Below are 20,697 nucleotides of genomic sequence, written 5' to 3' on the forward strand. Positions count from 1 at the left end.
TTTACAATTTTTTGCGACTGTTATTCTTTAATAAGCTCCATAGAGCAACATAAAACAAGGACCATGCTAATATGACCTTGTTTTATGTTATTATAGATAACTAATAATTAGTCAATCTGATTTTCACGACGTTTTTTGCCTAACAAGCCAGCTGCTCCAATAACAGTTAATACTGTCACATTAAAGAACGTTTCTAGTTTGTCGCTATCTCCAGTTTGAGGTAGTTTGTTTTCTACTTTAGCGATATGGGATTGGACAATGGTTTGAGTGGTAGTAGTAGGCTCTTCATTATCAAAATGGAATTGCAATTTAGGCTGTGCAGATTCTTCGATAATAGTAGTATCGTTAAATCCAGACATACCAGGTTGTGTGTCCTCCATCATTTCCACAGGGTCACTTTGCCCACTAATAATGATTTCAGAACCCTTCGTATCCTCAGTAATAGTGATATCACCAGAATGTCCAGAGATTTCAGCTTGTGTGTCTTCCGTCATTTCCACAGGATCACTTTGTCCGTTAATGGTAATAACAGTTGAGTTTGCTTTTGTGTCTTCAACACTATCTTGATTATTTTCAGGAGAATTATGACCAGATTCAGTGTGTAAATCGTCGATGCTATCTTCTGTAAAGTCAATCACATTTCCGCTAACAGTGATGTCTGGTGACTCTGATTTGGTATCTTCCTCAATAGTTATTTGAGTATTAGGTGCATAATGACCGTGTTCCAAAGGTAATTGATGAATGGTTTCTTCCTCGAAATTCAAGTTAGGGCCATATTCACTAATAGAGTTGAACTTAGGCAAATCAAGTAACTGAGGTGGTTGAGGCTCGGTCACTTTTTCGTTAATTTCTGGTACAGGAACCATTTCTTTGGTGTACGTTAACATGACATCTTCAAGATTCTTACCATTTGCTGAGTTACTATTAATTTTGTAAGAAATAGTATTTGAAATGATTTTTTCGGTTAATTTATTATTTTTTTCTGTTGATATTGAACGTTTTTGTTTACGTTTTTCAAGGGTTTCTTTAAATTTTGAACTGTTGATGTTAAGTTTGTAAGTTAAAGTTAGCGGCTGAACAGTTTCAAAGGCTTTTTGTAACTGTTCTTTAGAGAGAGTCCAAGTGAGACTTGCATTGTTGCTTAGAAGTGAAATCCAGGATGTATTTGATGATTTTTTATATTCAACTTTATTTTCTGGTTCAGTGTTCCCCAAAGGAACTTTCCAAGAGTTTTCTTCAACAGTTACCATATCAGTAAATTCTTCTTTAATTATCACTTCGGACAAAATATCTTTGAATTTCTCAGTATTATTAACATCAGATAAAAATTGTTTATTATCTGACATTTCTTCTAAATATTTATCAAACTTATCGTTTCTTTCTTTTGCAGTTTTCTTAGCTTCTTCCGCTTTTTTCTTTAGATACTCTTGATATTCCTTACTATGGTTGTTAGGCTTAGATTCTTTTGTAGCACGGTTAGGATCAGTAACATCAAATGAATAGAAGACGATTCCTTCATCTCTTGCCATCTTAGCTTCTGCTTGAGCTGATAAGTTATGGTTATAGTAAATATAGTCACGTTTATAGAATAAATACTCTAGTGCTTTTAAAAGAACTTCTTTCTTAGCATTTTGATAGCTTTCAGTTAACGATAACATATCTAAAAACGAACCAAACCAAGGGATTGAAATTTTTTTGGATAAATCTTCTAGCTGATTCTCTATGGCTTTTTTAAATGGCAGTTCATCCGTTGTTCTTTCAGAAAAACTATAATGATGGTAGCCTTCGCCAACACGATTGTTATAATCAAAGTTATTTTGATCCAATGTATTTGAAATATATTCCTGAAGAGTTAAATATTCGGTTAAACTCCCCCCCTAACAAAATTCCTAAGATAGAGCTTCCGGTACTAGCCAACTTTAAAGTAGAATCTAGGTTAGACAGTTCTTCTATTCCTAATTCTTTACCAAGAGATGTCAAAATTTTAATATCATCAAGCATATCTCTATTTTTATTAGAATGATTTAGAATAGCTGGCCACGGTAAAAGAGGGTTGGAAGATGTAATCATATCCGTTAATCTTTGGGTCTTCTTTTTAGCTTCGTCAGTAAGTGCATAACTAAAGGTCGCTTCTCCTTGTGAAAAAAGAACGATATGTTGACGTTTTCCGGAGTTCTTTTCCGGATTTGAATTTAGGATTTCTCTAGCTTTATGAATGGCTCCTTGTAAATTTACTCCCCAATTCCATTTATCATAAGATTTTTTTCGCAATTCGTCGAGTTTTTTTCCGACTTCATTTGTAGGAAGACCTGACAAATCAATAGGTTCTCCTATTTCTCTGTAAAAATCAATTAGACGAACTGAGTTGCGATTATTGTGATTTGGAGACTCTTTGGTATTCGGGCTAGTTAAGGTAGTCACTAACTTTTGGATATTTTGTTTAGCAGTATTAAAGTCAGCGTCTGTCATCTTTTGAGAAGTGTCCAAAAGAATAATGACTTCTGCACCTTCATCAATTTGTTTTGGGGTTACTGTTAGTGCAACATCAATGGTATTGTCCTCATTAATTTTCACATCTCTAGAGACATCAAAAATTTCACGTTGTTTATCATCGCGGTTTTTAATGAGTTTTTCAGGATTATTTTTCTTATCTGTGATGCTAAGTTCTGTCTTTTCTTTATCAACGACAAATTTATCAACTTCCATAAGTTGTGGTTCATCTTTTTGTTCTGATGAATGACTAGCCTGTTGAGAGGTTTGAGTGTTTTCAGAAGTACCCTCTTGGCTACTTTCTGTAACTGTGAAGTTTTTTTATCCTCAGTTTGCTCACTATTAACTTTAGCACTAGCCAGATTGGACTGAGTGGCTAAGACCGGCTGAGTTTCTGTTGTTCTTGAAGAGTCAGTAAGCTCAGAAGTTTTAGTTGCTGTAGCATTAGGCTGACTATCAGCCGCTTTTCTAGCGAGGACTTCATTATTAATTGCTTGGTTAGCAACAACCTCCCCCATAACAGTTGTTGACATAAACATTGTTCCCACGGAAACAAGTCCTACAGATAGTTTCCGTAGTTTATATTTACAGTTAATCATTCCTAGCCTTCCTTTATTTTGTGACTTTTTAGGCTTCATTATAAGGTAAAAAAATGACATTTAAAACCATAAAAAAGCTTTTTTAACATAAAAATCCACTCAAGCATTAATTTTTTAATTTTTTAGAAACTAGATTAGGAAAGTTGATTTTGTAAACTTGGTAGATTTACAATATTTAGCATCTTCAAGGACAACTTTTTTAGTTTATGAATGACATTATTATTAATTATTCCTCAATAAAGCTACTTTTAAGGCCTGTGCGTTTGACAAGAAATCTCTTTACCTTTTCATAGCTCCCTTTCGTGACATACTTCGAGTTTTGATATACAATGTATTACAATAAAAGAAAAGAGATTAGACTATATGGTGTCGTACCAATAGGGCTAAATACAGCAGAACTATTGAGAAGCTACGCAGGACATACAGGAAAAACACCATCAGAGTTCTCAAAACAGGAATTACCGTTTTATGCAGTGTAAGCATACCAAAACAGTTGTGATATCAATGTTTAGAAAGTGTTAAAATAGAAATATGTCAAAAATTATTGGACTCTGTTCGGTAGTCTTTACAGAGTGTTGACAGACCTTAAGTCTTGATATTACTGTGTTTTTGAAAACATACAAGTTTTAAGTTTCCTTAGAATCTCCTCAAAAGTCCACAAAAAGGTGAACAAAAAAAGACCTTTACAGGTCCTTTACAACATGAGTTCAGCAGGCAAGAACTAGCACCCGTAAGAGGTGCTTTTTAGTTTAGCCTGTGACCCTGTTATAACATGTTTAGTCTTACTGAGAAATAGAATTATCCTCTCCACCAACTTGTAAAGTTTGCCCATTGATCCTGAACATTATCTCCAAATCGTTCGTACCAAGTTTTATGGTCATTTTCTCTAATTTGTTTAAGTACGCTATCTTCTAATAGTTTTTGTTCAACATATTTTCGTTCTTCGTCAATTTGTTTTTCTTCAGCTTCTTTTCGTTTTTCAGCTTCTTTTTCTTTAGCTAGAATTTTTGAATTTACAAAAACTGTACTACCTGCAAAGTAACCACCATCTGCTTTATATACTATAGTTAGCTTTTTATCTTCTTCTGAAGGAGCATCTACAGTAATGGTTATTGGCAACCCGGATTCCCCAAGGTTATCATTGTATATAGAACTCAACTGTAGTGTATTTGTATTATCTTTTCCATATATTGTTATCTTAGGACTAGTATTTTGCTTACCTGATACAGAGTTGCTGTCTTGTGTTCGAGGTGCTTGTCGATTATGATGTGTCTGGAGTGTTTCACCGTTTATTTGCTGTGGATTATAATTCTTACTATCTTTCTTTAACCATAAAGACCAACCTTTTGGTAACGTTACTGTTATTTTATTTTGGTTATCAATACTAACAGAAATTGGATTATTATTATCATCCACAGCCTGTTGATGGTTTGGGTCTCTCTCCCATTTTAGAGCTTCTTCAGCCTTAATGCTTTGTGAACTTACGGTAGCACAGAGTGCTAATACTAAAAATAATATCTTTTTCATTTCATACCTCTAATTTTATAATATGATATTAACTATAAGGTAAAAAAATGACATTTAAAACCTTAAAAAAAGATTTTTTAAAATAAAAATCACTGAAACTAGTTAATTCGTTCGAGCTCACCATCTCTATAGTGTCTCGAAAATTCAAGTAAAGCTCGTTTCTTGGTTTCATAATACCAGCTTTCAGAGCAATTCAGTTTCTTCATAAGTTCCTGATTGGATACGTTCTCATTAAGCAAGTAACACTCAATCAGTATCTGCCTGTATTCTATCTTAGACAGTTGATTGATGGCGTGTTTAATAGCATCTAGTTCCTCTAAGGCACATTCTCGGCTTATTTCAAGGCGTTTTCTGCGCGTGGAATGGTAATCTATATCAAACTGGTAAAGCTCGTTATAGGTCAAATCAAGACTATTGGCGATACGTTGCCATCTATGGAACTCTTTTAGTTTACGAATGGCATTCTTCTTGCTCATCTAATACCTTTAGCGCCTCTCTGTGTAATTTGAATACTGTATTCCTTGAATAACCAAACTGGTCGGGTATCTCATCCCATGATAGACCTTCCACATATCTAGCCTTAATAACAGCTATCTGTTTGTCATCTTGCAAAGTAGCAATCATGGCCAATCTTTTGTCACGTTTTTCCCCTAAATATAGGAGTTGTTTAGCTGTGCCTTCTTCAATGCCTTTGAGTAATTTGGGGTTACGAAAAGCATTCATTAGCTTAATGTCTTTGTCTCGTTGCTCTTCAAATAAAGCCATTAAGGCAAAAAGCGGTTTCAACTCTTTGAGTCTTTCTTTAGCAGTCATAAAAGCCCCCGTTGTGGTATAATATTATTAACAGATATAACCAAGGAGGCGTTCCATGTGGACGTCTTTTTTGTGTTTATTTGTCAGTTTTGTAGTATTCCACTTTGAGCTTCTAAAATCGTTTCTAAGCGCTTTTTAGAACTGGCAATATAAATCTCAACTTACCATATAAAAGCTCTAAGACTATGCTTAATTTTATTTTGAGAGGGTTATTCTTTGTGGTAGGGTTTTGAGCCAACTTTCTCTGTGAAACACTTTAGACTCAAGCTTTTAATTTTCGGTAAAAATTTCAAAAAGGGAATTTTTTGCACGGAAAAGGGCGCGTTCTTAAGTTTCCGAACAATATAGCCCCGTTCAAAAATTAAGGGGGTATATTCCGAATGTTATAGCCAGTACCCATCTCCCTTATCCATATAGTAATGGAAACTCTTCCAGTGATAAAGGTATTTGGCCATTCTCATGTATTTTGGACGTTTAGGAAAGTCATCATGACTATAATAACCATGTTTGTGTCTTGCTCTTGGATCTACTTTCAAACACTCTTTAAAGGCTAATTGCCAATAGTAACAACAGTCTGTCTTGCTTCGGTTGAGCGTTGTTTGATGAATCTTCTGACAAGAACCACAGGCAAAGGTATGAGAAACCTTGAATAGTTTCCGACAACGTCTTTCACAGTCAGGACACAAGAAGAAGTAGCGCTTACCACCATAGGTTCCTGGTATTGTTTCAAGTAATAAGTCTTGATTATTATAATGAATGACCAGGTTATCTAGGTCTATGCGGACAGGTTGGTCATCCATTGTGCCTGCAACTCTTGTCTTACCCTGTATCTTCATTGGTTTAATGATACTCTCAATAGATAGTTCTAGCATACTTTCTCCTTAAGATTCAAACAACCCAAAACTATTGGCTAAAACGACAAAAAGAGGGAAATCCCTCTGAATGTCTATTTAACGAGTAACTGACCTTCAATTGCCATATTATACAAATGGTTAAAGGCTTGACTGATAGACTCAAGGACAGCTCCTAAATCGTCTTGGCTCATCTCTTTATAATTCATAGAGAGATGTTCAGCCAGTTGGTCATGGTCTGAGATGAAAGCCATGAGTGTGTCTTGTTCATTGGCTTCCTCTTGGGTAATCTCAAATAAAGAAACCACGCGCTGATGATCAGGTTTTTCAACTTTCTTGCTTAATTCATTTTCCTGAACCAGATCATCCAGTTCCTCGTCCGTCATATCCTCAGGTTGATTGTAATAGTCCTTAAAGCTGTCACAGATGCGTTTAAATACTTTGTTTAGCTTTCTGTCCTCTGCATATTCTAAGGTTAACTGATTGGCATGACCTCCTTGATTATCATTGTGATAAGTTGCGTCAATCACTGGTTGCTCATAGGTGCCAGTCATATACCCTAAAATAGCATGACAAGCTACTTGTGCGGTATCAAAATCTTTAAAGGTATAGTTAAAAGTAAATGTTTTTGCGTTATCTGAAAATGTTCTCATGTTATTTCTCCTTTGTAATTGCTGTTATTTCTGATAAATTTATGATGGCAGAAGGACACGCTATCCAGTTAGGTTGCTTTCCAGATAGAAGGTATTTGACCAACTCATCATAAAGGGTGCGGTCACCTTGTATGGTTATGGCATTGCCACCTCGTGTGTGTAGTTTAAGTTTCATAATTAAGTTACCTGTATAAGACCAATAGACCAGTGCATGTATCCATGTCTTCATAATGACCATAAGTTGCTTCTTGGAATTTGATGTCTATCACCGATACCGACACCGTAAATAAGTTTACCCGATGTTCAAAGTCATCTAGTGATTCCTTGTATTTTCGATAAAATAGTTTGATTTTCATGATTTTTCTCCTAACTTTATACACTTAGCACTTTTTTTATACACTTGATTTTTTAAGTGTATAAAATTTAAAGTCAGTCATACCAAGGGTTTAGCTAGTATTTTATACACTTTATACAGTTTATACAGTAAAAATAAATTCTATATAGGGATATTTTAGCTTTAGTCTTTTCAATAGTCTTATATAGAAAATTTTAAAAAAACCGTATAAACCGTGTTAACCGTATAAAGTCCTTGATACAACTGGGCTCTTTTTTTATACACTTATTTTCCTACCGTATAAAGTGTATAAAATTTTTATTGTCTAGTCCTCTTCTTTTTGTTTCCTGACCAGTGATTGTAATACCCACGTTCATTCTTTGGTTTTTTCTGTTTTTCGGGAGTCGTTCTGCCATTAGAATAACTATGGTTTGCGAACGGTGGTAAGTCTTCTTTAGGAAAGAAACCTGTATGGAGTTGCCTTCCCGCAGGAATTACTTTTTGTCCAACAGTGAACCCTTCAGGAAGATTATTTTTTATCTCTTTGTGCAAACCAACCTCTGACTTGCTTTGTTTGATACTATAGTACTCTAAAAACCCTTTCCAAACATGGTAGACAAAGCTATTAGGAATAAATTCGCTAGTAAGTTCATCCGTGAAAAACTTAGAAACAAAGTCAATAACTGGATTCATGTCCTTGTGATGTTCTTCTAGTATATCAATAGATTTTTGAGGGTTAATATCCGCAAGTGGTGTTTCAATCGCTAACTTAACCAAATATTCGAGGACCTCTCTGCGATTGATGTAGTCTGTTTTAATAGCCTTATTGGGCTTACCTTTAAATTCCTTAGTAAAAGGTAAAATTCTAAAGCGCCTATCAATAGCGGACTTATCTCCATTCATTCGTGGTAAACCGTTAGAAGACTGTACTACAGTCATGTTTAAGCGTATACTATAGGGCCGTTTTCCTTTATCCTCAATAGTCATAATATCCCCTGTGGCCAGGCTAAACATATCGGATGTGTCTTTAATGATGGCATCTTTTTGCACATCATCACCAATAACAAGAGACTTTCCCAATAATATTGAGGTTGAAAATCTACTACTTGATAAACCTGTGATTTTTAGACTTGCCACGTTCTCCATGCCAACTAAATTAATTAATAATTGCTGAAATGTTCCCTTTCCTGTTCCGCCTTCACCGAATAGCCAGAAGATTTTCTGTAACGACTGACCTGTGATACTAGCTTTGATAATCTGAATAGCAAGGTTATAAAGTTCCTCGTCACCGTCAAACAATTCTAAGAGCCAAGTAGTAGGTTTCCATCCCTTTAACATGGGTTCTTTGGCTTTTTGATTGTAGCCTGTCTTAATTTTGCGCGTGACGGTTATATCTGGGGTTAATTCTTCAAATTGACCAGTTTTGTAATTGTAGAGCTGATTCCCGATAACTGTATATTCTCTTTGAATATCCTTCATTTGACTTTGCCTAGCAATTTTGTAAAGTGTATCAAAGGCTTGTTTTTCTGTCGTATTTGGAAAAATGACTGAAATGAGATCTTGTAAAAACTCATTATCCTCTAGCCAAACCCCGTGATCAGGATGATAAAAGTAAAGTGGTGCTTTTTGCCCTTGAGCTTCAGGTCTAATCCGAATAAAGCGGAGATACTGTTTAAGCATAATAGCCACACCCAAAGGTGTTTTAGGTAAGGCTTTTTCACTAGCTTCTTGTCCTTTTTCTTTAGCAAGTTCTTCATGTTGCACCTCGGTCAATCTACCCGCTTTTACGTTCTCAAGGTGTTTGCTATCAACTAGAACTTCATCATAGGCTTGTTGATAAGCTTTTTCCTTGGTTATTTGGCATTCCTTAATCAGTTGCCCTCTGACGCTTTTGAACGTTTTGAAATAGCTATCTTCCTGATCACGAGCTTCAACGATTTCCTTTTCTAAGTTTTTCAACTCTGCTTGTTCGATAATGTTATCCTCTCTTTCTAAATTCTGCTTTGGCAATACTGGTAAAGGTTCTATCTATTTCATCAATGGGTAATGGGTTAGTTGTCACACTGTTAGCTATTTGTACCAGCTCATAGGCCGTCTCTAAATCACAATCCACCCATTTGTTAAAGAGTAACCCCACAAAGCGCGTGAGTGCTACGTTACGTCCTCCCTCGTCTCCAAAACCATTAAATAAGGGATCAATGACCCTCATTGTGATGGAAGGTTGACCCTTTGGTCTGGATGTGTAAGTAGTAGTGAACGTCTGTCTGCTTGGTGTGCTACTATTTTTAGGAACAGGATAGTCTAGTCCACGTTCTACGATTTTCTGATAAGCTTCTGTATTACCTGTTGTGACTGGTAGGCCTTGTAACTGTGACCAAGTCAGACTAGCTAAATCAAAAGGCAGTCCTATTTTGTCCGCTATCTCCTTAACGACCTGCTTATAAATTTCCTCACTCATGACGTCACTAGGCTTCACGACAAGCCTATAGCGTGGCTTCTCGGGTGTGTGTTTGATTGTTGGGTAAATAATATAGGAGTAGCCATAAAGTGCCTGAGAAACGATTGTAGGGAAATCTATCCCCTTGTCAATGTCATCATAGTCAAGGAAAATCAAATCACGATAGATTAGACTAGCATTATTCCGCTTGTAGCTACCGTTTTTTTCTGAGGTCACTTTGCCACTCAAACAGTACGGGGCTTGTGTTCGTTTATACTCATCAATAGCCATGCCCTCAGGAGGTTTCAGAGGTTTAAACTGAGAGATATAATCAAACGGTTCTAATTGTCCTCTGTAGGGATACAGATAAGAACTAAACCCTTTTGTTTCATAAATAGCCATTTAAGCATCCACCCCCAAAAAGATAAGAATATCACTGACTTTATAATAATGTTTTCTCGTATCTTCTAGTGGTGGTTGGTATTTCCTTAATCCAGACCTTTCCCACCGTTTTAAGGTTTTGCCTTTGATGTTCAACTCCACTTTGACCTGTTCGGCTGTCATCAACCCTAGCAAACTTGGTTTAGGTTGCTGGTAGGCTTCTAAGAAGCGATTAACAGCGGTCAGGTTTTGTTCCAAGAGCTTTGCTTCATATTCTTGACTAAATAGGCTCATGTCTAACCTCCTTTGAGCAGTTCCTTGTAATTAGTTAGATCAGCATTTAATAAAATACTGAGGCGTTCTTGTTCTTTTTGAACTTGGTTGTAAAATGTTTTTGCGCCCTCTAACAATTCTTCTTTATTAGCTGGGATAAAATATCCACGGTTCAAGCCGTGTCTGATTCCGATGATGGGAACTTTATAGCGCGTGATTAAACTACTGATAATGTTTTGGACCGTTCTTTCTTCAAGCTTCAACATTAAACCAATCTCTGCCCCTGTGATAGGATTGTCAGCGCCTACCTTGATGACATTGAGGACACGTTTATAACTTTCAGGTAATGTAACCATTGGCCACTCTCCTAATTATAATAATGGTTCTGTGCTTGAATATAAGCACCATAGTTTGCGTTATACTGTTGTTTCTGTGCGGTTGTGCCTTCAGGTATATCAATAGATACATAGGTCTTAGAACGGATTAAAATGAGTAATAGGATGCCTGAGACAATTAATACAGCAATTATTTCTGTTGGTGTGAAATTAAGTTCTTGGATCATGCTGACACCTCACCTAAATAAGCTTCTAGTTCCCCTGTGTCTTTCTGCAAACAAGGTAAACCATTAACGGCTCTAAATACAATTTCCGTGGTTTTCTGATAGCCTAAAGCGTTCCACGCTTCTTCAAAGGCAGTCGCACTTTTTCTGAATGTAGTGATGTATTCTGTCATCACATTAGCAATAATTACCCAAGCGATATGCTGGCTATATAGCCTTGTGAAATAAGCCTCAGCCTTTTCTTTGCTGAGTTGGCGCTTTTGGAACATTTCTCGTTGTTCAGGAGTGTATCTATCTTTTGAAAAAGGGTTTGTTGTCATTTTGTGTTTCATTGTATTTTCCTCGTTTTTTATTTTCGCTTATTTCTTATACTAGTTTCATGCCAGCTTTAAGGGATAGCTCCCTGCGTATGGTCAAAATAGCTTCAATATGCTATAATTTAAGATATAAAACCCTTTTAATAATAGCTTGCCTGCTTTATTAATTGAGTTTGATGATTAATCAAAGGCTTAGAAGTTTGGTCGCTCGTAAAGCCTTTAATTTATGTTCACGCGCCTTGTGGTGCGTTTTCTTTTTGTCTGAATACCATGGTTTTGATGTCCTGGTAGTCAAAATTAAGATTAATGAGAGCCACTGCCATATCTTCTAAGGCTTGGAACTTGGCCAACTCGATACTGTTCAAGCAATCAATACCTGTTGAACCACCTCTTGCTTTCATGAGTTGGTTTTTATTATGTCCAGTGACACCTTTAAGCAGTAGATTGTAAATAGTGGGATAAGCCATCTTAGGTGCTTTCTCCCAACGATTGATGGCTTCATTCAGCGCTAAACGTTTTGAACGCTCAGAAGCTCGCTCTAGCTTGATTTTGGTTAGTTCGTCTCGCATAGCAAAGAAAGCTTGAACGAGCTTGGTTTTAAAGTTAAGAACTGGCTCGGTGTTTCCTAGATAAGTGACTAATAACGTTACTTGTTGCTCATTCAACCGGTAAACTTTTTTAGGTCGTCCGCCTAGCGAACCTTTTTCAAGTTTATGGATTTCAAATGACAAAACCCCAAAACTTTCTAGTCTTGTTTTATGTTTATCAATTAGTTTTCTAACTGAAGTACTCTCAACTTCAGCGCATTCAGCGATAATATCGTGTGTTGTATATGGTTCTTTCTTTCCGTCAATGTAAACTAGGTTCATGGTAACCCTCCTTTATCCATAGAGTTCCGTTAGTTCTTTAAAATACTGATCAGGAATTTCATCCATAGCCACTTGCTGTAACTGGATGGCCTTTAAACGATTGGTGTCGCTAGCAGTCGGTTTATTAATAATTTCAGCCGTTGCCTGTACTTGCTTGAAATACTCTTCTAACTTAAGTTGTCTCCCTGCGGAAACTTCTTCGGAAATAACTTTTTTATTATTGAGAATTTCAAAGGTATCAATTTCGCCATCTGCCATAGTGTAATCGATGGCTTTTCGATACCGCCAAGCCGATAACCTAAGTTTAATATCTTTTTCAGACCAATCAGGAAGTCGTTCAGCAATCAGCTCTAGACTCATTGTTCCTGTATCGTCAAATATCTGATGTAATAATTCTTGTGTAAATGGTGTTCTGGCCATTTTTTCTTTACCTGCCTTTCTTAATGTGTTGCTTTACTGTAAATAGCGTTTGAAACACTGATACTAAGGTCGAATTTATCCTTGATTACCATAAGTTCAACGGTATCATCTAGTAACTGCTCTCTATCTTTTAACATTTGTTCAGTCATTTGAGACTTGCTAATCATTTTTGGTAAACCATACTTATTAGATACTGCTTTATTAGCTATCGTGTTGGCTTTGATAAGGTCAGTCTGTTTAACCTGTTCTAAGCCATTAACCAGTTTATTCATTGCCTGTTTCTGATGTTCTTTATCCAGCATCCTAAAGACTTGGAAGCCCTCTAGACCTATGCTTTGACGTAACTGTTTGATAGCGTCAAATACCCACTCTTGGAAAGCTTCCGCCTCAGGTTTTCGACTTTTGAATACTAATTTGTAAATATCTTTTTCATTAATAATAGAAAGCTCTTGCTCCCCACCTTTTGTAAGGGTCTTACTTTTAGTAACCCCCTTTAGAGTTGATATAGCTCTTGACGGTTGTTTTAATCCCAAAGCATTTGTAATATCCTTGGCAACCGCCCACCATTCACCTTGGTGCTCTACAAATCTGATAGTGTATCCGTTCCAGTTTTCTGTTTTGTTCATAGCTTGATAGTTCGCTCCTTGGTAACTTTACTTTTGAATACTTTTGTTAAAAAAATATATCTTCTAGTGTAATATCAGGGAACAACGGCAGAAGTAGCTGTTTAAATTTCAACTTTTCATCATCACTGAAAGAGTTTTTGCCAACTTCTTTATTATGATAACTTTGTTTTGTCATTCCTAGCTTTTTGCCAAGTTGCTCCTGTGTCAAACCCAACATATTCCGATAACCTCGAATCTTGTCTTTTCTAGACACTCAATCACCTCCTTTACTTTTGCATACCAAGACTATAACACCTTTTTAAAAGTAAATCAATACTTTTATTTACTTTTTTTTAAAAAAAGTTTATTATGTAGTTATTAGGAGGTGTTTCCATTATGAATAATAATATTCAAGTCGGGGAAAGAATTAAGCAAATTCGCCTATCATTAGGTGAATCCATGGAAAAGTTCGGAGAACGCTTTGAAACTTCCAAAGGAACCGTTAATAACTGGGAGAAAGGTAGAAATTTACCTAATAAAGAAAACCTAAAAAAAATATCTGAACTTGGTCAAATGACTGTAAATGAACTTTTATACGGAAACGTTAATAATCTCATTGAGTCTGTATTGTTGAGTTTTGATTTCTATGAATTTGCTGATGAAATTAAGAAAAAACGTGTCTCAGAACTTGTACAAAAAGAAGTGAAAGACTTCCCGCATTTGCTTACCCCAGAATATAATGATGAACTCATAGAAAAAATTTCGGATATTGTTGTAGATATTATCAATGGATTAGATGGGACGAATGAATCAGCATTAAGGACGAGCTACGAAGCATTTAGTTTCTCAGAAATCGAAGATATGTTTTACAGAACAGTAACCACTAGCGAAACAGAAATTCGTTACAATTACAGTTTGATGATGTACCAAAAGCATTATAAAACTAAGAAAATACTTCGCGATGGCATGAATGAACAACTCTATTTTAAGTTGAAAGCTGTCCATGAACAGGCAGAAACCGAAGTCACTAAAATAGCTAAGGAACTAGACTACAAACTTCATAGCATCTATGAATCAAAAGAGGAAACAAAAAAACAAATATTAGATGCAATTAATAAGATTCAATCTATCGCCCCAAAACTATTTAGAACTAAAAAAATTAAACAAAATATCGATGTATGGGTACATAACAACATTAAAGAATTGATAGAATCTCCTGAAACTCTTTCCGAATTGATAACTACTGGAACATTAAAAAAAGTGTTGCTAGGAACTGTTGAACCAAGGTATATAGACATAACTCAATTCCATGAACCTAATGAAGACTAACCCCTCGCTATATATCCAAAACCATAGCATTAACTAGAAGCCAATCATATCAACAGTTTAAGTGTTTTTATCTTGGTTAAAAATTCACTATTTTCATATTGGGCACTCTGAAAAGTTAGTTTTTTATGGTTTAAAAATTCCACGATTTTCCACTAATTTGGAATATGTCTATATTTGTCTATACATATTCAGGCAAAGATGCTATCCAATACGAAAATATTCCACTAGACATTATCTTTCGTAACCTTTTAAGGTGTCCGAAAAGTCCGACTTTCTGAATACTATAAGCTAAAAATGTCAACATTTGTCAACTGATTTTAAGCGGTTGTTTTCTCGTTTGATTTCTTGCAACTCTCTGACAGTTGGATTATCACCATTTTCAATCCGTTCAAGCTGTTCTTGCTTTTGGTCATCTGGTAGAGTGGCGATGAAGTAGAGGGCTTTTGTCCCTAAATGTTGGTACGTGCCAACATTTTCCAACATTCCTAAATGCGATCATGTGTTCGTGTTTGGGAATAGTAGTCTACTATTCTCGGAGTTCAGCATTCTGCGCGTGATTAGTAGTTGCATAAAACATTGTAATAATTTGCATAAAATTATTTTTATTCATTCAGATAATGCTAATGAATGATAAGAGTGATAAAGGATATACTAAAGCATTCAAATTAATTCACGATACCTTGACCTAACCTTGACCTAGTTTTAAGACATGCAGAACTTCCCTGAAATAACCAAAAAAAGACCTCGCAAGTTTTCCACGCTCGCAAGGTCTCAAAAAAACTACTATTATATCACAATTTTCTTTTGTAATATTTCGAGTGACTACCCGATACCATTATTATACCATGATATGAACTAATCTAAAACCCTTTTGATAATAGCTTGCCTGCTGATGGAAAGGTTTATCATCATGAAAATAACAGAATACAAAAAGAAAAATGGCATGATCGTTTACCGTGCTAGCATCTATCTGGGTATTGACCAGATAACAGGTAAGAGGGTAAAAACAAGTATAACAGGGAGAACGAAAAAAGAAGTTAATCAAAAGGCAAAGCACGCGCAGTTTAATTTCCTGTCTAACGGGTCAACGATTAAACAAAGAGTTGAGATTAAAACATTTAAAGAACTCAGTCATTTATGGCTTGAAACTTACAAACTAACAGTAAAACCTCAAACTTATGATGCTACTGTTACTAGACTTAATCACCACGTTATACCAACTCTTGGTGATATGAAAGTTGATAAAATAACTGCTAGTGATGTTCAAATGCTGATTAATAGATTATCTAAATATTACGTTAATTATACTGCTGTACGCTCAATAATTCGAAAAGTTCTCCAACAGGGTGTATTGCTAGGTCTAGTAGATTATAACCCTGCAAGAGATATTATTTTACCAAGGAAGAAGCCGAATGGGAAACATAAGGTTAAATTTATTGACCCATCTGATTTAAAAGTTTTTTTAGAGCACTTAGAAAAGATTCAACACAGACGTTATAACCTTTATTTTGATAGTGTTCTTTATCAGCTCTTATTATCGACTGGTATAAGAATAGGTGAAGCCTGTGCGTTAGAATGGGGAGATATTGACCTAGAAAATGGTACAATAACTATTAATAAAACTTACAATAAAAATTTGAAGTTTTTGAGTACAACCAAAACACAGTCGGGAAATAGAATGATTAGTGTTGATCAAAAGACTGTTAGGAACTTAAGACTCTACCAAATGAGACAGCGACAATTATTCAATGATGTTGATGCGCGTGAGCCAGAAGTGGTATTTGCGACACCGACGAAAACCTATTTTAACGCATCTACTAGACAAAGCGCTTTAGATACTAGATGTAGGGAAGTGGGGATTGAACGCTTTACCTTTCACGCTTTTAGACACACTCATGCTAGTCTATTGCTTAATGCTGGTATTAGTTATAAGGAACTTCAGTATCGTTTAGGGCATGCTAACATTAGTATGACTTTAGATACTTATGGTCATCTTTCTAAGGAGAAAGAAAAAGAGGCTGTCTCATACTACGAAAAAGCAATGAATAGCTTGTGAGTCCACAAAAAAGTCCACAAATTAATATTTTGATAGGTGTAAACATAAAGAAAGCTTGTTATATCAACGTTTAGAAAGTGTTAAAAACAAAATTATGACAAACATTATTGAATTGCCTGAAGTTTTAGCCAATCAGATTGCAGCTGGTGAGGTCGTTGAGAGGCCAGCAAGTGTCGTTAAAGAATTGGTTGAAAACGCCATTGATGCTAAAAGTAGTCAGATTACAATAGAGATTGAAGAATCTGGATTAAAGATGATTCAAATTACTGATAATGGTCAAGGAATGTCTCAAGAAGACCTTCCCTTAAGTTTGCGACGTCATGCGACTAGTAAAATTAAAACCCAAAGTGATCTTTTTAGGATTCGCACGCTAGGCTTTCGTGGGGAAGCCTTGCCGTCGATAGCCTCTATCAGTAAAATTACCATCAAAACAGCAGTAGAGGGAGCACCTCATGGCTCAGTACTAACTGCTTCTGGTGGGAAAATCGATCGCTTAGAGCCTGCGTCAACTCCGACAGGGACCAAAATAAAGGTAGAAAGCTTGTTTTATAACACGCCAGCCCGCCTCAAGTATATGAAAAGTTTGCAGTCTGAATTAGCGCATATTGTAGATGTGACTAATCGTCTCAGCCTAGCTCATCCAGAAATTGCTTTCACGTTGATTAGTGATGGTAAACCTTTAACCCAAACATCTGGGACAGGAGACCTCAAACGTGCCATTGCTGGGATTTATGGTTTGACAACTGCAAAAAAAATGATTAGCATTTCAAATGCGGACTTGGATTTTGAGGTGGGAGGTTTTGTTAGCTTGCCTGAGTTAACGAGGGCAAACCGGAATTACATCACCATTTTGATAAATGGCCGATATATCAAAAACTTCTTATTGAATAGGGCTATCCTTGATGGTTATGGTTCTAAATTGATGGTTGGTCGATTTCCAATTGTTGTCCTTGATATCCAAATTGACCCTTATTTGGCAGATGTTAACGTCCATCCGACCAAGCAAGAAGTTAGAATCTCTAAAGAGAAGGAGCTCATGAGCTTAATCAGCTCAGCTATCTCAGATAGTCTGCAAGAGCAGTCCTTGATTCCAGATGCTTTAGAAAATCTGGCAAAATCTAGCACGAGAAGTTCATTCAAGCCTGAGCAGACAAGTTTGACGCTACAATCCTATCAAACCTATGACCCGTTTTCTCCAAATGATCAGACCGTTACAACAACAGAAGTCTCAGAGAGCAGCCAGTTAGATTTTCAGTCGCTAGACAATCAGCAGGTCTCTACTGCGCAAGAAGCAAGGGTCAAGCATGCTGTTCGTCCTGAAGGAGAAGTTAACCATCAAGAGCATCCTGATATTGACGTGACCAACAAGCAAAAACTATCGCAAATGCTTGAGCGATTGGATCAAGAAGAGCAGTCTGTTTTTCCAGAGTTGGATTATTTTGGGCAAATGCACGGAACGTATCTCTTTGCTCAAGGTAAAGATGGGCTCTTTATCATCGATCAGCACGCGGCTCAAGAGCGAGTCAAGTATGAATATTATCGAGATAAAATTGGAGAAGTTGACAATAGTTTACAGCAGTTGTTAATGCCTTACTTGTTTGAATTTTCAGGGTCAGATTTTTTGAACCTCCAAGAAAAGATGCAGTTGTTAAATGATGTTGGCATTTATCTAGAACCGTATGGGGAAAATACGTTTATTCTCAGAGAGCACCCAGTTTGGATGGCAGAAAGTGAAATTGAGTCTGGGGTATATGAGATGTGTGATATGTTGCTTTTAACAAATGATGTTTCTGTTAAAACCTATCGGGCAGAATTAGCGATTATGATGAGTTGTAAACGGTCGATTAAAGCGAACCATCGGCTAGATGATTATTCAGCTAGGCACTTGCTGATGCAATTAGCCCAATGTAAAAACCCTTATAATTGCCCTCATGGTAGACCAGTTTTGATTAATTTTAGCAAGGCTGACATGGAAAAAATGTTTCGTCGCATCCAAGAAAATCATACCAGTTTGAGAGATTTGGGCAAATATTAAGAGAGTTACTAGATATCAGTGGATGAAACGTTTGTTGACGTTCAGCGTTTCTAGAGATAATGAAAAGAGGAAGCATGTACGATTACATCAAAGGCCGATTGGCTAAGATTACCGCAAAGCATATTGTGGTTGAAACATATGGGATAGGGTACGTGATCAATGTTGCGAATCCCTATAGCTTTACAGATAGTGTCAACCAAGATGTTATTATTTACCTACACCAAGTCATCCGAGAAGATGCTCAACTATTGTTTGGTTTTCACACAGAAGACGAAAAAGAAATCTTTTTGAAGCTCATTTCAGTATCTGGGATAGGTCCAATGACAGCGTTGGCCATTGTGGCTGTTGATGACAATCAAGGTCTTGTCAACGCTATTGACACTAGTGATATTAAATACCTGATGAAATTTCCAAAGATTGGGAAAAAAACGGCCCAGCAAATGGTGCTTGATTTAGCAGGAAAATTTGTCGAAGCCCCTAAAAGTGCAGGCAAGGAAACCAAAGCCAAAGGTGGCTCTAATACCTCTCTTGATGAAGCCATCGAAGCTTTACTAGCTTTGGGCTATAAGGCAGCTGAGTTGAAAAAAATTCGAGCTTTCTTTGAAGGGACTAATGAGACCGCTGAGCAGTACATCAAATCTGCCCTCAAGATGCTTATGAAAGGATAGGTGTTCCACATGAAACGCCTTTGGCTTTATTGACCTGTCAATAGGATGGGGCAAACACAAGTATTGCCAAAATTCTCTAATTCTTCGTGAATTGGGGATTTTTTTGTTAAAATATAATCAGGATTACGAATAGATAAGTAGGTGGCAAAATGAAAGCTGAACTAATTGCGGTAGGTACAGAGATTTTGACGGGTCAGATTGTGAACACCAATGCTCAATTTTTATCTGAGAAAATGGCAGAGCTAGGGATTGATGTTTACTTTCAAACAGCTGTTGGTGATAACGAGGAGCGTTTAATGTCAGTGATTGACATCGCTAGCCAGCGAAGTGATTTGGTTATTTTATGTGGGGGACTCGGCCCAACACAGGATGACTTGACTAAACAAACCTTATCTAAATACTTAGGAAAAGACTTGGTTTTTGACCCGCAGGCTATGCAACGTTTGGACGGTTTCTTTGCTAGTCGACAGCAAACGTCTCGAACACCTAATAACGAACGTCAGGCTCAGGTAATCGATGGTTCAACCCCTCTGCAAAATAAAACAGGGCTTGCAGTTGGTAGCATGATAACTGTTGATGATGTGACCTATGTTGTTTTACCAGGACCACCAAATGAACTTAAACCAATGGTTAATGGTGAGTTGATACCTTTGCTATCAAAAAGTCAAACACAGTTATATTCGAGGGTTTTACGCTTGTTTGGCATTGGTGAAAGTCAACTAACAACTGTTTTAGCAGACATCATTGAAGGGCAGACAGATCCGACAATTGCTCCCTATGCTAAAACTGGTGAGGTCACCCTTCGGTTATCAACAAAAGCGTCGAATAGCAACCTTGCCAAAGAAAAGTTAGATCAGTTAGAAGCTAAGTTGCTAGCTAGGAAAAATCAAGATGGTCAGCTATTGGGTGACTTGCTCTACGGGTATGGTGAGGATAACTCACTAGCGCGTGAGACGGTAACTTTATTAAAGCAAGCAGGAAAGAGAATAACTGCAGCAGAAAGTTTGACTGCTGGGCTTTTTCAAGCGAATTTAGCGGATGTTGCAGGAGTGTCCCAAGTCTTTAGCGGTGGTTTTATCACGTATAGCATAGAAGAAAAAGCAAAAATGCTTGGTATTTCTATGCAAGATTTGCAAACGCATGGCGTCGTTAGTGCCTTTACAGCCGAGCAAATGGCTAGTCAAGCACGTCAACTGACCAATGCTGATATTGCGGTTAGTCTAACAGGTGTTGCTGGGCCAGACACATTAGAAGGTTATCCCGCAGGTACAGTTTTCATTGGTCTTGCCACGACACAAAAAGTAATGTCTTATAGGGTCAATATTGGTAGCCGTGGTCGCGCGGAAGTTCGCCATATTGCATGCTTACATGCCTTTAACTTGGTCCGAAAAACTTTATTAAACCCTGAAAATTTGCTATAATGGCAATACTGCAAATTAGGAAACAGACAGAGTCATCAAAATCCCTAGCACAGAGTTGAA

General features: G+C 36.7%; 24 protein-coding genes and 2 pseudogenes. 5 read left to right on the forward strand and 21 right to left on the reverse strand.

Annotation, left to right across the window (positions count from 1 at the left end; translation table 11 throughout):
- Nucleotides 1-107: 107 nt before the first annotated feature.
- The 20 genes from AKK44_RS09175 to AKK44_RS01315 all read right to left on the reverse strand — a co-directional run bounded on the left by AKK44_RS09175 (nt 108) and on the right by AKK44_RS01315 (nt 13,402).
- Nucleotides 108-1,826, reverse strand: coding sequence for a serum opacification factor (locus AKK44_RS09175; RefSeq protein WP_236686636.1), 1,719 nt, complete (start codon nt 1,824-1,826; stop codon nt 108-110).
- Nucleotides 1,813-2,469 (reverse strand): vWA domain-containing protein, encoded by a 657-nt coding sequence (locus tag AKK44_RS09180; protein ID WP_236686639.1) that lies wholly within the window; start codon nt 2,467-2,469, stop codon nt 1,813-1,815. Before AKK44_RS09180 ends, AKK44_RS09175 begins: the two co-directional genes overlap by 14 nt.
- Before the next feature lie 101 nt (nt 2,470-2,570).
- Nucleotides 2,571-3,089 carry a hypothetical protein gene (locus AKK44_RS09185; protein WP_054278163.1) on the reverse strand — a complete coding sequence of 173 codons (519 nt, stop codon included), beginning with the start codon at nt 3,087-3,089 and terminating at the stop codon, nt 2,571-2,573.
- A 798-nt stretch (nt 3,090-3,887) separates the two neighbouring features.
- A complete protein-coding gene (locus AKK44_RS01240) occupies nt 3,888-4,616 on the reverse strand; it encodes a hypothetical protein (protein ID WP_054278164.1) in 729 nt (242 codons plus the stop codon).
- A 98-nt stretch (nt 4,617-4,714) separates the two neighbouring features.
- Nucleotides 4,715-5,092 (reverse strand): ArpU family phage packaging/lysis transcriptional regulator, encoded by a 378-nt coding sequence (locus AKK44_RS01245; RefSeq protein ID WP_054278165.1) that lies wholly within the window; start codon nt 5,090-5,092, stop codon nt 4,715-4,717.
- Complete coding sequence (locus AKK44_RS01250) at nt 5,067-5,429, reverse strand: sigma factor-like helix-turn-helix DNA-binding protein (RefSeq protein ID WP_054278166.1); 363 nt, start codon at nt 5,427-5,429, stop codon at nt 5,067-5,069. The genes AKK44_RS01245 and AKK44_RS01250 overlap by 26 nt, the downstream gene beginning before the upstream one ends.
- A gap of 383 nt (nt 5,430-5,812) precedes the next feature.
- Entirely contained in the window at nt 5,813-6,301 is a 489-nt protein-coding gene (locus tag AKK44_RS01255) for a hypothetical protein (protein ID WP_054278167.1), read from the reverse strand.
- 74 nt (nt 6,302-6,375) lie between these two features.
- On the reverse strand, nt 6,376-6,933 hold the full coding sequence (locus AKK44_RS01260) for a hypothetical protein (protein WP_054278168.1): 558 nt from the start codon (nt 6,931-6,933) through the stop codon (nt 6,376-6,378).
- A gap of 1 nt (nt 6,934) precedes the next feature.
- Nucleotides 6,935-7,108 carry a hypothetical protein gene (locus AKK44_RS09060; RefSeq protein WP_169750798.1) on the reverse strand — a complete coding sequence of 58 codons (174 nt, stop codon included), beginning with the start codon at nt 7,106-7,108 and terminating at the stop codon, nt 6,935-6,937.
- Nucleotides 7,109-7,115: 7 nt separating this feature from the next.
- Complete coding sequence (locus tag AKK44_RS08575) at nt 7,116-7,289, reverse strand: DUF2758 domain-containing protein (RefSeq protein WP_082385496.1); 174 nt, start codon at nt 7,287-7,289, stop codon at nt 7,116-7,118.
- A gap of 296 nt (nt 7,290-7,585) precedes the next feature.
- Nucleotides 7,586-9,277: a DNA primase family protein gene (locus AKK44_RS01270; RefSeq protein ID WP_054278170.1), complete on the reverse strand. Its 1,692-nt coding sequence runs from the start codon at nt 9,275-9,277 to the stop codon at nt 7,586-7,588.
- On the reverse strand, nt 9,246-10,106 hold the full coding sequence (locus AKK44_RS01275; RefSeq protein WP_054278171.1) for a primase alpha helix C-terminal domain-containing protein: 861 nt from the start codon (nt 10,104-10,106) through the stop codon (nt 9,246-9,248). The genes AKK44_RS01270 and AKK44_RS01275 overlap by 32 nt, the downstream gene beginning before the upstream one ends.
- Nucleotides 10,107-10,379 (reverse strand): hypothetical protein, encoded by a 273-nt coding sequence (locus AKK44_RS01280; RefSeq protein ID WP_054278172.1) that lies wholly within the window; start codon nt 10,377-10,379, stop codon nt 10,107-10,109.
- A gap of 2 nt (nt 10,380-10,381) precedes the next feature.
- Nucleotides 10,382-10,714 carry a hypothetical protein gene (locus tag AKK44_RS01285; protein ID WP_054278173.1) on the reverse strand — a complete coding sequence of 111 codons (333 nt, stop codon included), beginning with the start codon at nt 10,712-10,714 and terminating at the stop codon, nt 10,382-10,384.
- Between the two features lie 11 nt (nt 10,715-10,725).
- Nucleotides 10,726-10,920 (reverse strand): hypothetical protein, encoded by a 195-nt coding sequence (locus AKK44_RS01290; protein WP_054278174.1) that lies wholly within the window; start codon nt 10,918-10,920, stop codon nt 10,726-10,728.
- Nucleotides 10,917-11,249, reverse strand: coding sequence for a hypothetical protein (locus tag AKK44_RS01295; protein ID WP_054278175.1), 333 nt, complete (start codon nt 11,247-11,249; stop codon nt 10,917-10,919). Before AKK44_RS01295 ends, AKK44_RS01290 begins: the two co-directional genes overlap by 4 nt.
- A 215-nt stretch (nt 11,250-11,464) precedes the next feature.
- Nucleotides 11,465-12,103: a Rha family transcriptional regulator gene (locus AKK44_RS01300; protein ID WP_082385497.1), complete on the reverse strand. Its 639-nt coding sequence runs from the start codon at nt 12,101-12,103 to the stop codon at nt 11,465-11,467.
- Nucleotides 12,104-12,115: 12 nt separating this feature from the next.
- The gene (locus AKK44_RS01305) at nt 12,116-12,523 is read right to left on the reverse strand and encodes a hypothetical protein (RefSeq protein WP_054278176.1); all 408 of its coding nucleotides are present in this window, start codon (nt 12,521-12,523) and stop codon (nt 12,116-12,118) included.
- A 20-nt stretch (nt 12,524-12,543) separates the two neighbouring features.
- A complete protein-coding gene (locus tag AKK44_RS01310; protein ID WP_054278177.1) occupies nt 12,544-13,149 on the reverse strand; it encodes a BRO-N domain-containing protein in 606 nt (201 codons plus the stop codon).
- A gap of 46 nt (nt 13,150-13,195) precedes the next feature.
- Nucleotides 13,196-13,402, reverse strand: a complete 207-nt coding sequence (locus tag AKK44_RS01315; RefSeq protein ID WP_082385498.1) for a helix-turn-helix transcriptional regulator — start codon at nt 13,400-13,402, stop codon at nt 13,196-13,198.
- A gap of 122 nt (nt 13,403-13,524) precedes the next feature.
- Here AKK44_RS01315 and AKK44_RS09370 point away from each other — a divergent pair.
- A pseudogene (locus tag AKK44_RS09370) lies at nt 13,525-13,737 on the forward strand (helix-turn-helix domain-containing protein); the annotation flags it as partial.
- A 1,032-nt stretch (nt 13,738-14,769) separates the two neighbouring features.
- On the opposite strand, the pseudogene AKK44_RS01325 reads toward AKK44_RS09370, so the two are convergent.
- Nucleotides 14,770-14,910 (reverse strand): annotated as a pseudogene (locus tag AKK44_RS01325) (DUF3102 domain-containing protein); the annotation flags it as partial.
- A gap of 457 nt (nt 14,911-15,367) precedes the next feature.
- Between AKK44_RS01325 and AKK44_RS01330 the strand changes: the two are divergent.
- The 4 genes from AKK44_RS01330 (at nt 15,368) to AKK44_RS01345 (ending at nt 20,637) form a co-directional block, all read left to right on the forward strand.
- Entirely contained in the window at nt 15,368-16,513 is a 1,146-nt protein-coding gene (locus AKK44_RS01330) for a tyrosine-type recombinase/integrase (protein ID WP_054278179.1), read from the forward strand.
- Nucleotides 16,514-16,607: 94 nt separating this feature from the next.
- Entirely contained in the window at nt 16,608-18,548 is a 1,941-nt protein-coding gene (gene mutL, locus AKK44_RS01335) for a DNA mismatch repair endonuclease MutL (RefSeq protein ID WP_054278217.1), read from the forward strand.
- 74 nt (nt 18,549-18,622) lie between these two features.
- Nucleotides 18,623-19,216 carry a Holliday junction branch migration protein RuvA gene (ruvA, locus tag AKK44_RS01340; protein ID WP_054278180.1) on the forward strand — a complete coding sequence of 198 codons (594 nt, stop codon included), beginning with the start codon at nt 18,623-18,625 and terminating at the stop codon, nt 19,214-19,216.
- Nucleotides 19,217-19,365: 149 nt separating this feature from the next.
- Complete coding sequence (locus AKK44_RS01345; RefSeq protein ID WP_054278181.1) at nt 19,366-20,637, forward strand: competence/damage-inducible protein A; 1,272 nt, start codon at nt 19,366-19,368, stop codon at nt 20,635-20,637.
- Nucleotides 20,638-20,697: the final 60 nt, after the last annotated feature.

The sequence above is a fragment of the Streptococcus phocae genome, assembly GCF_001302265.1.
Lineage (GTDB): Bacteria > Bacillota > Bacilli > Lactobacillales > Streptococcaceae > Streptococcus > Streptococcus phocae.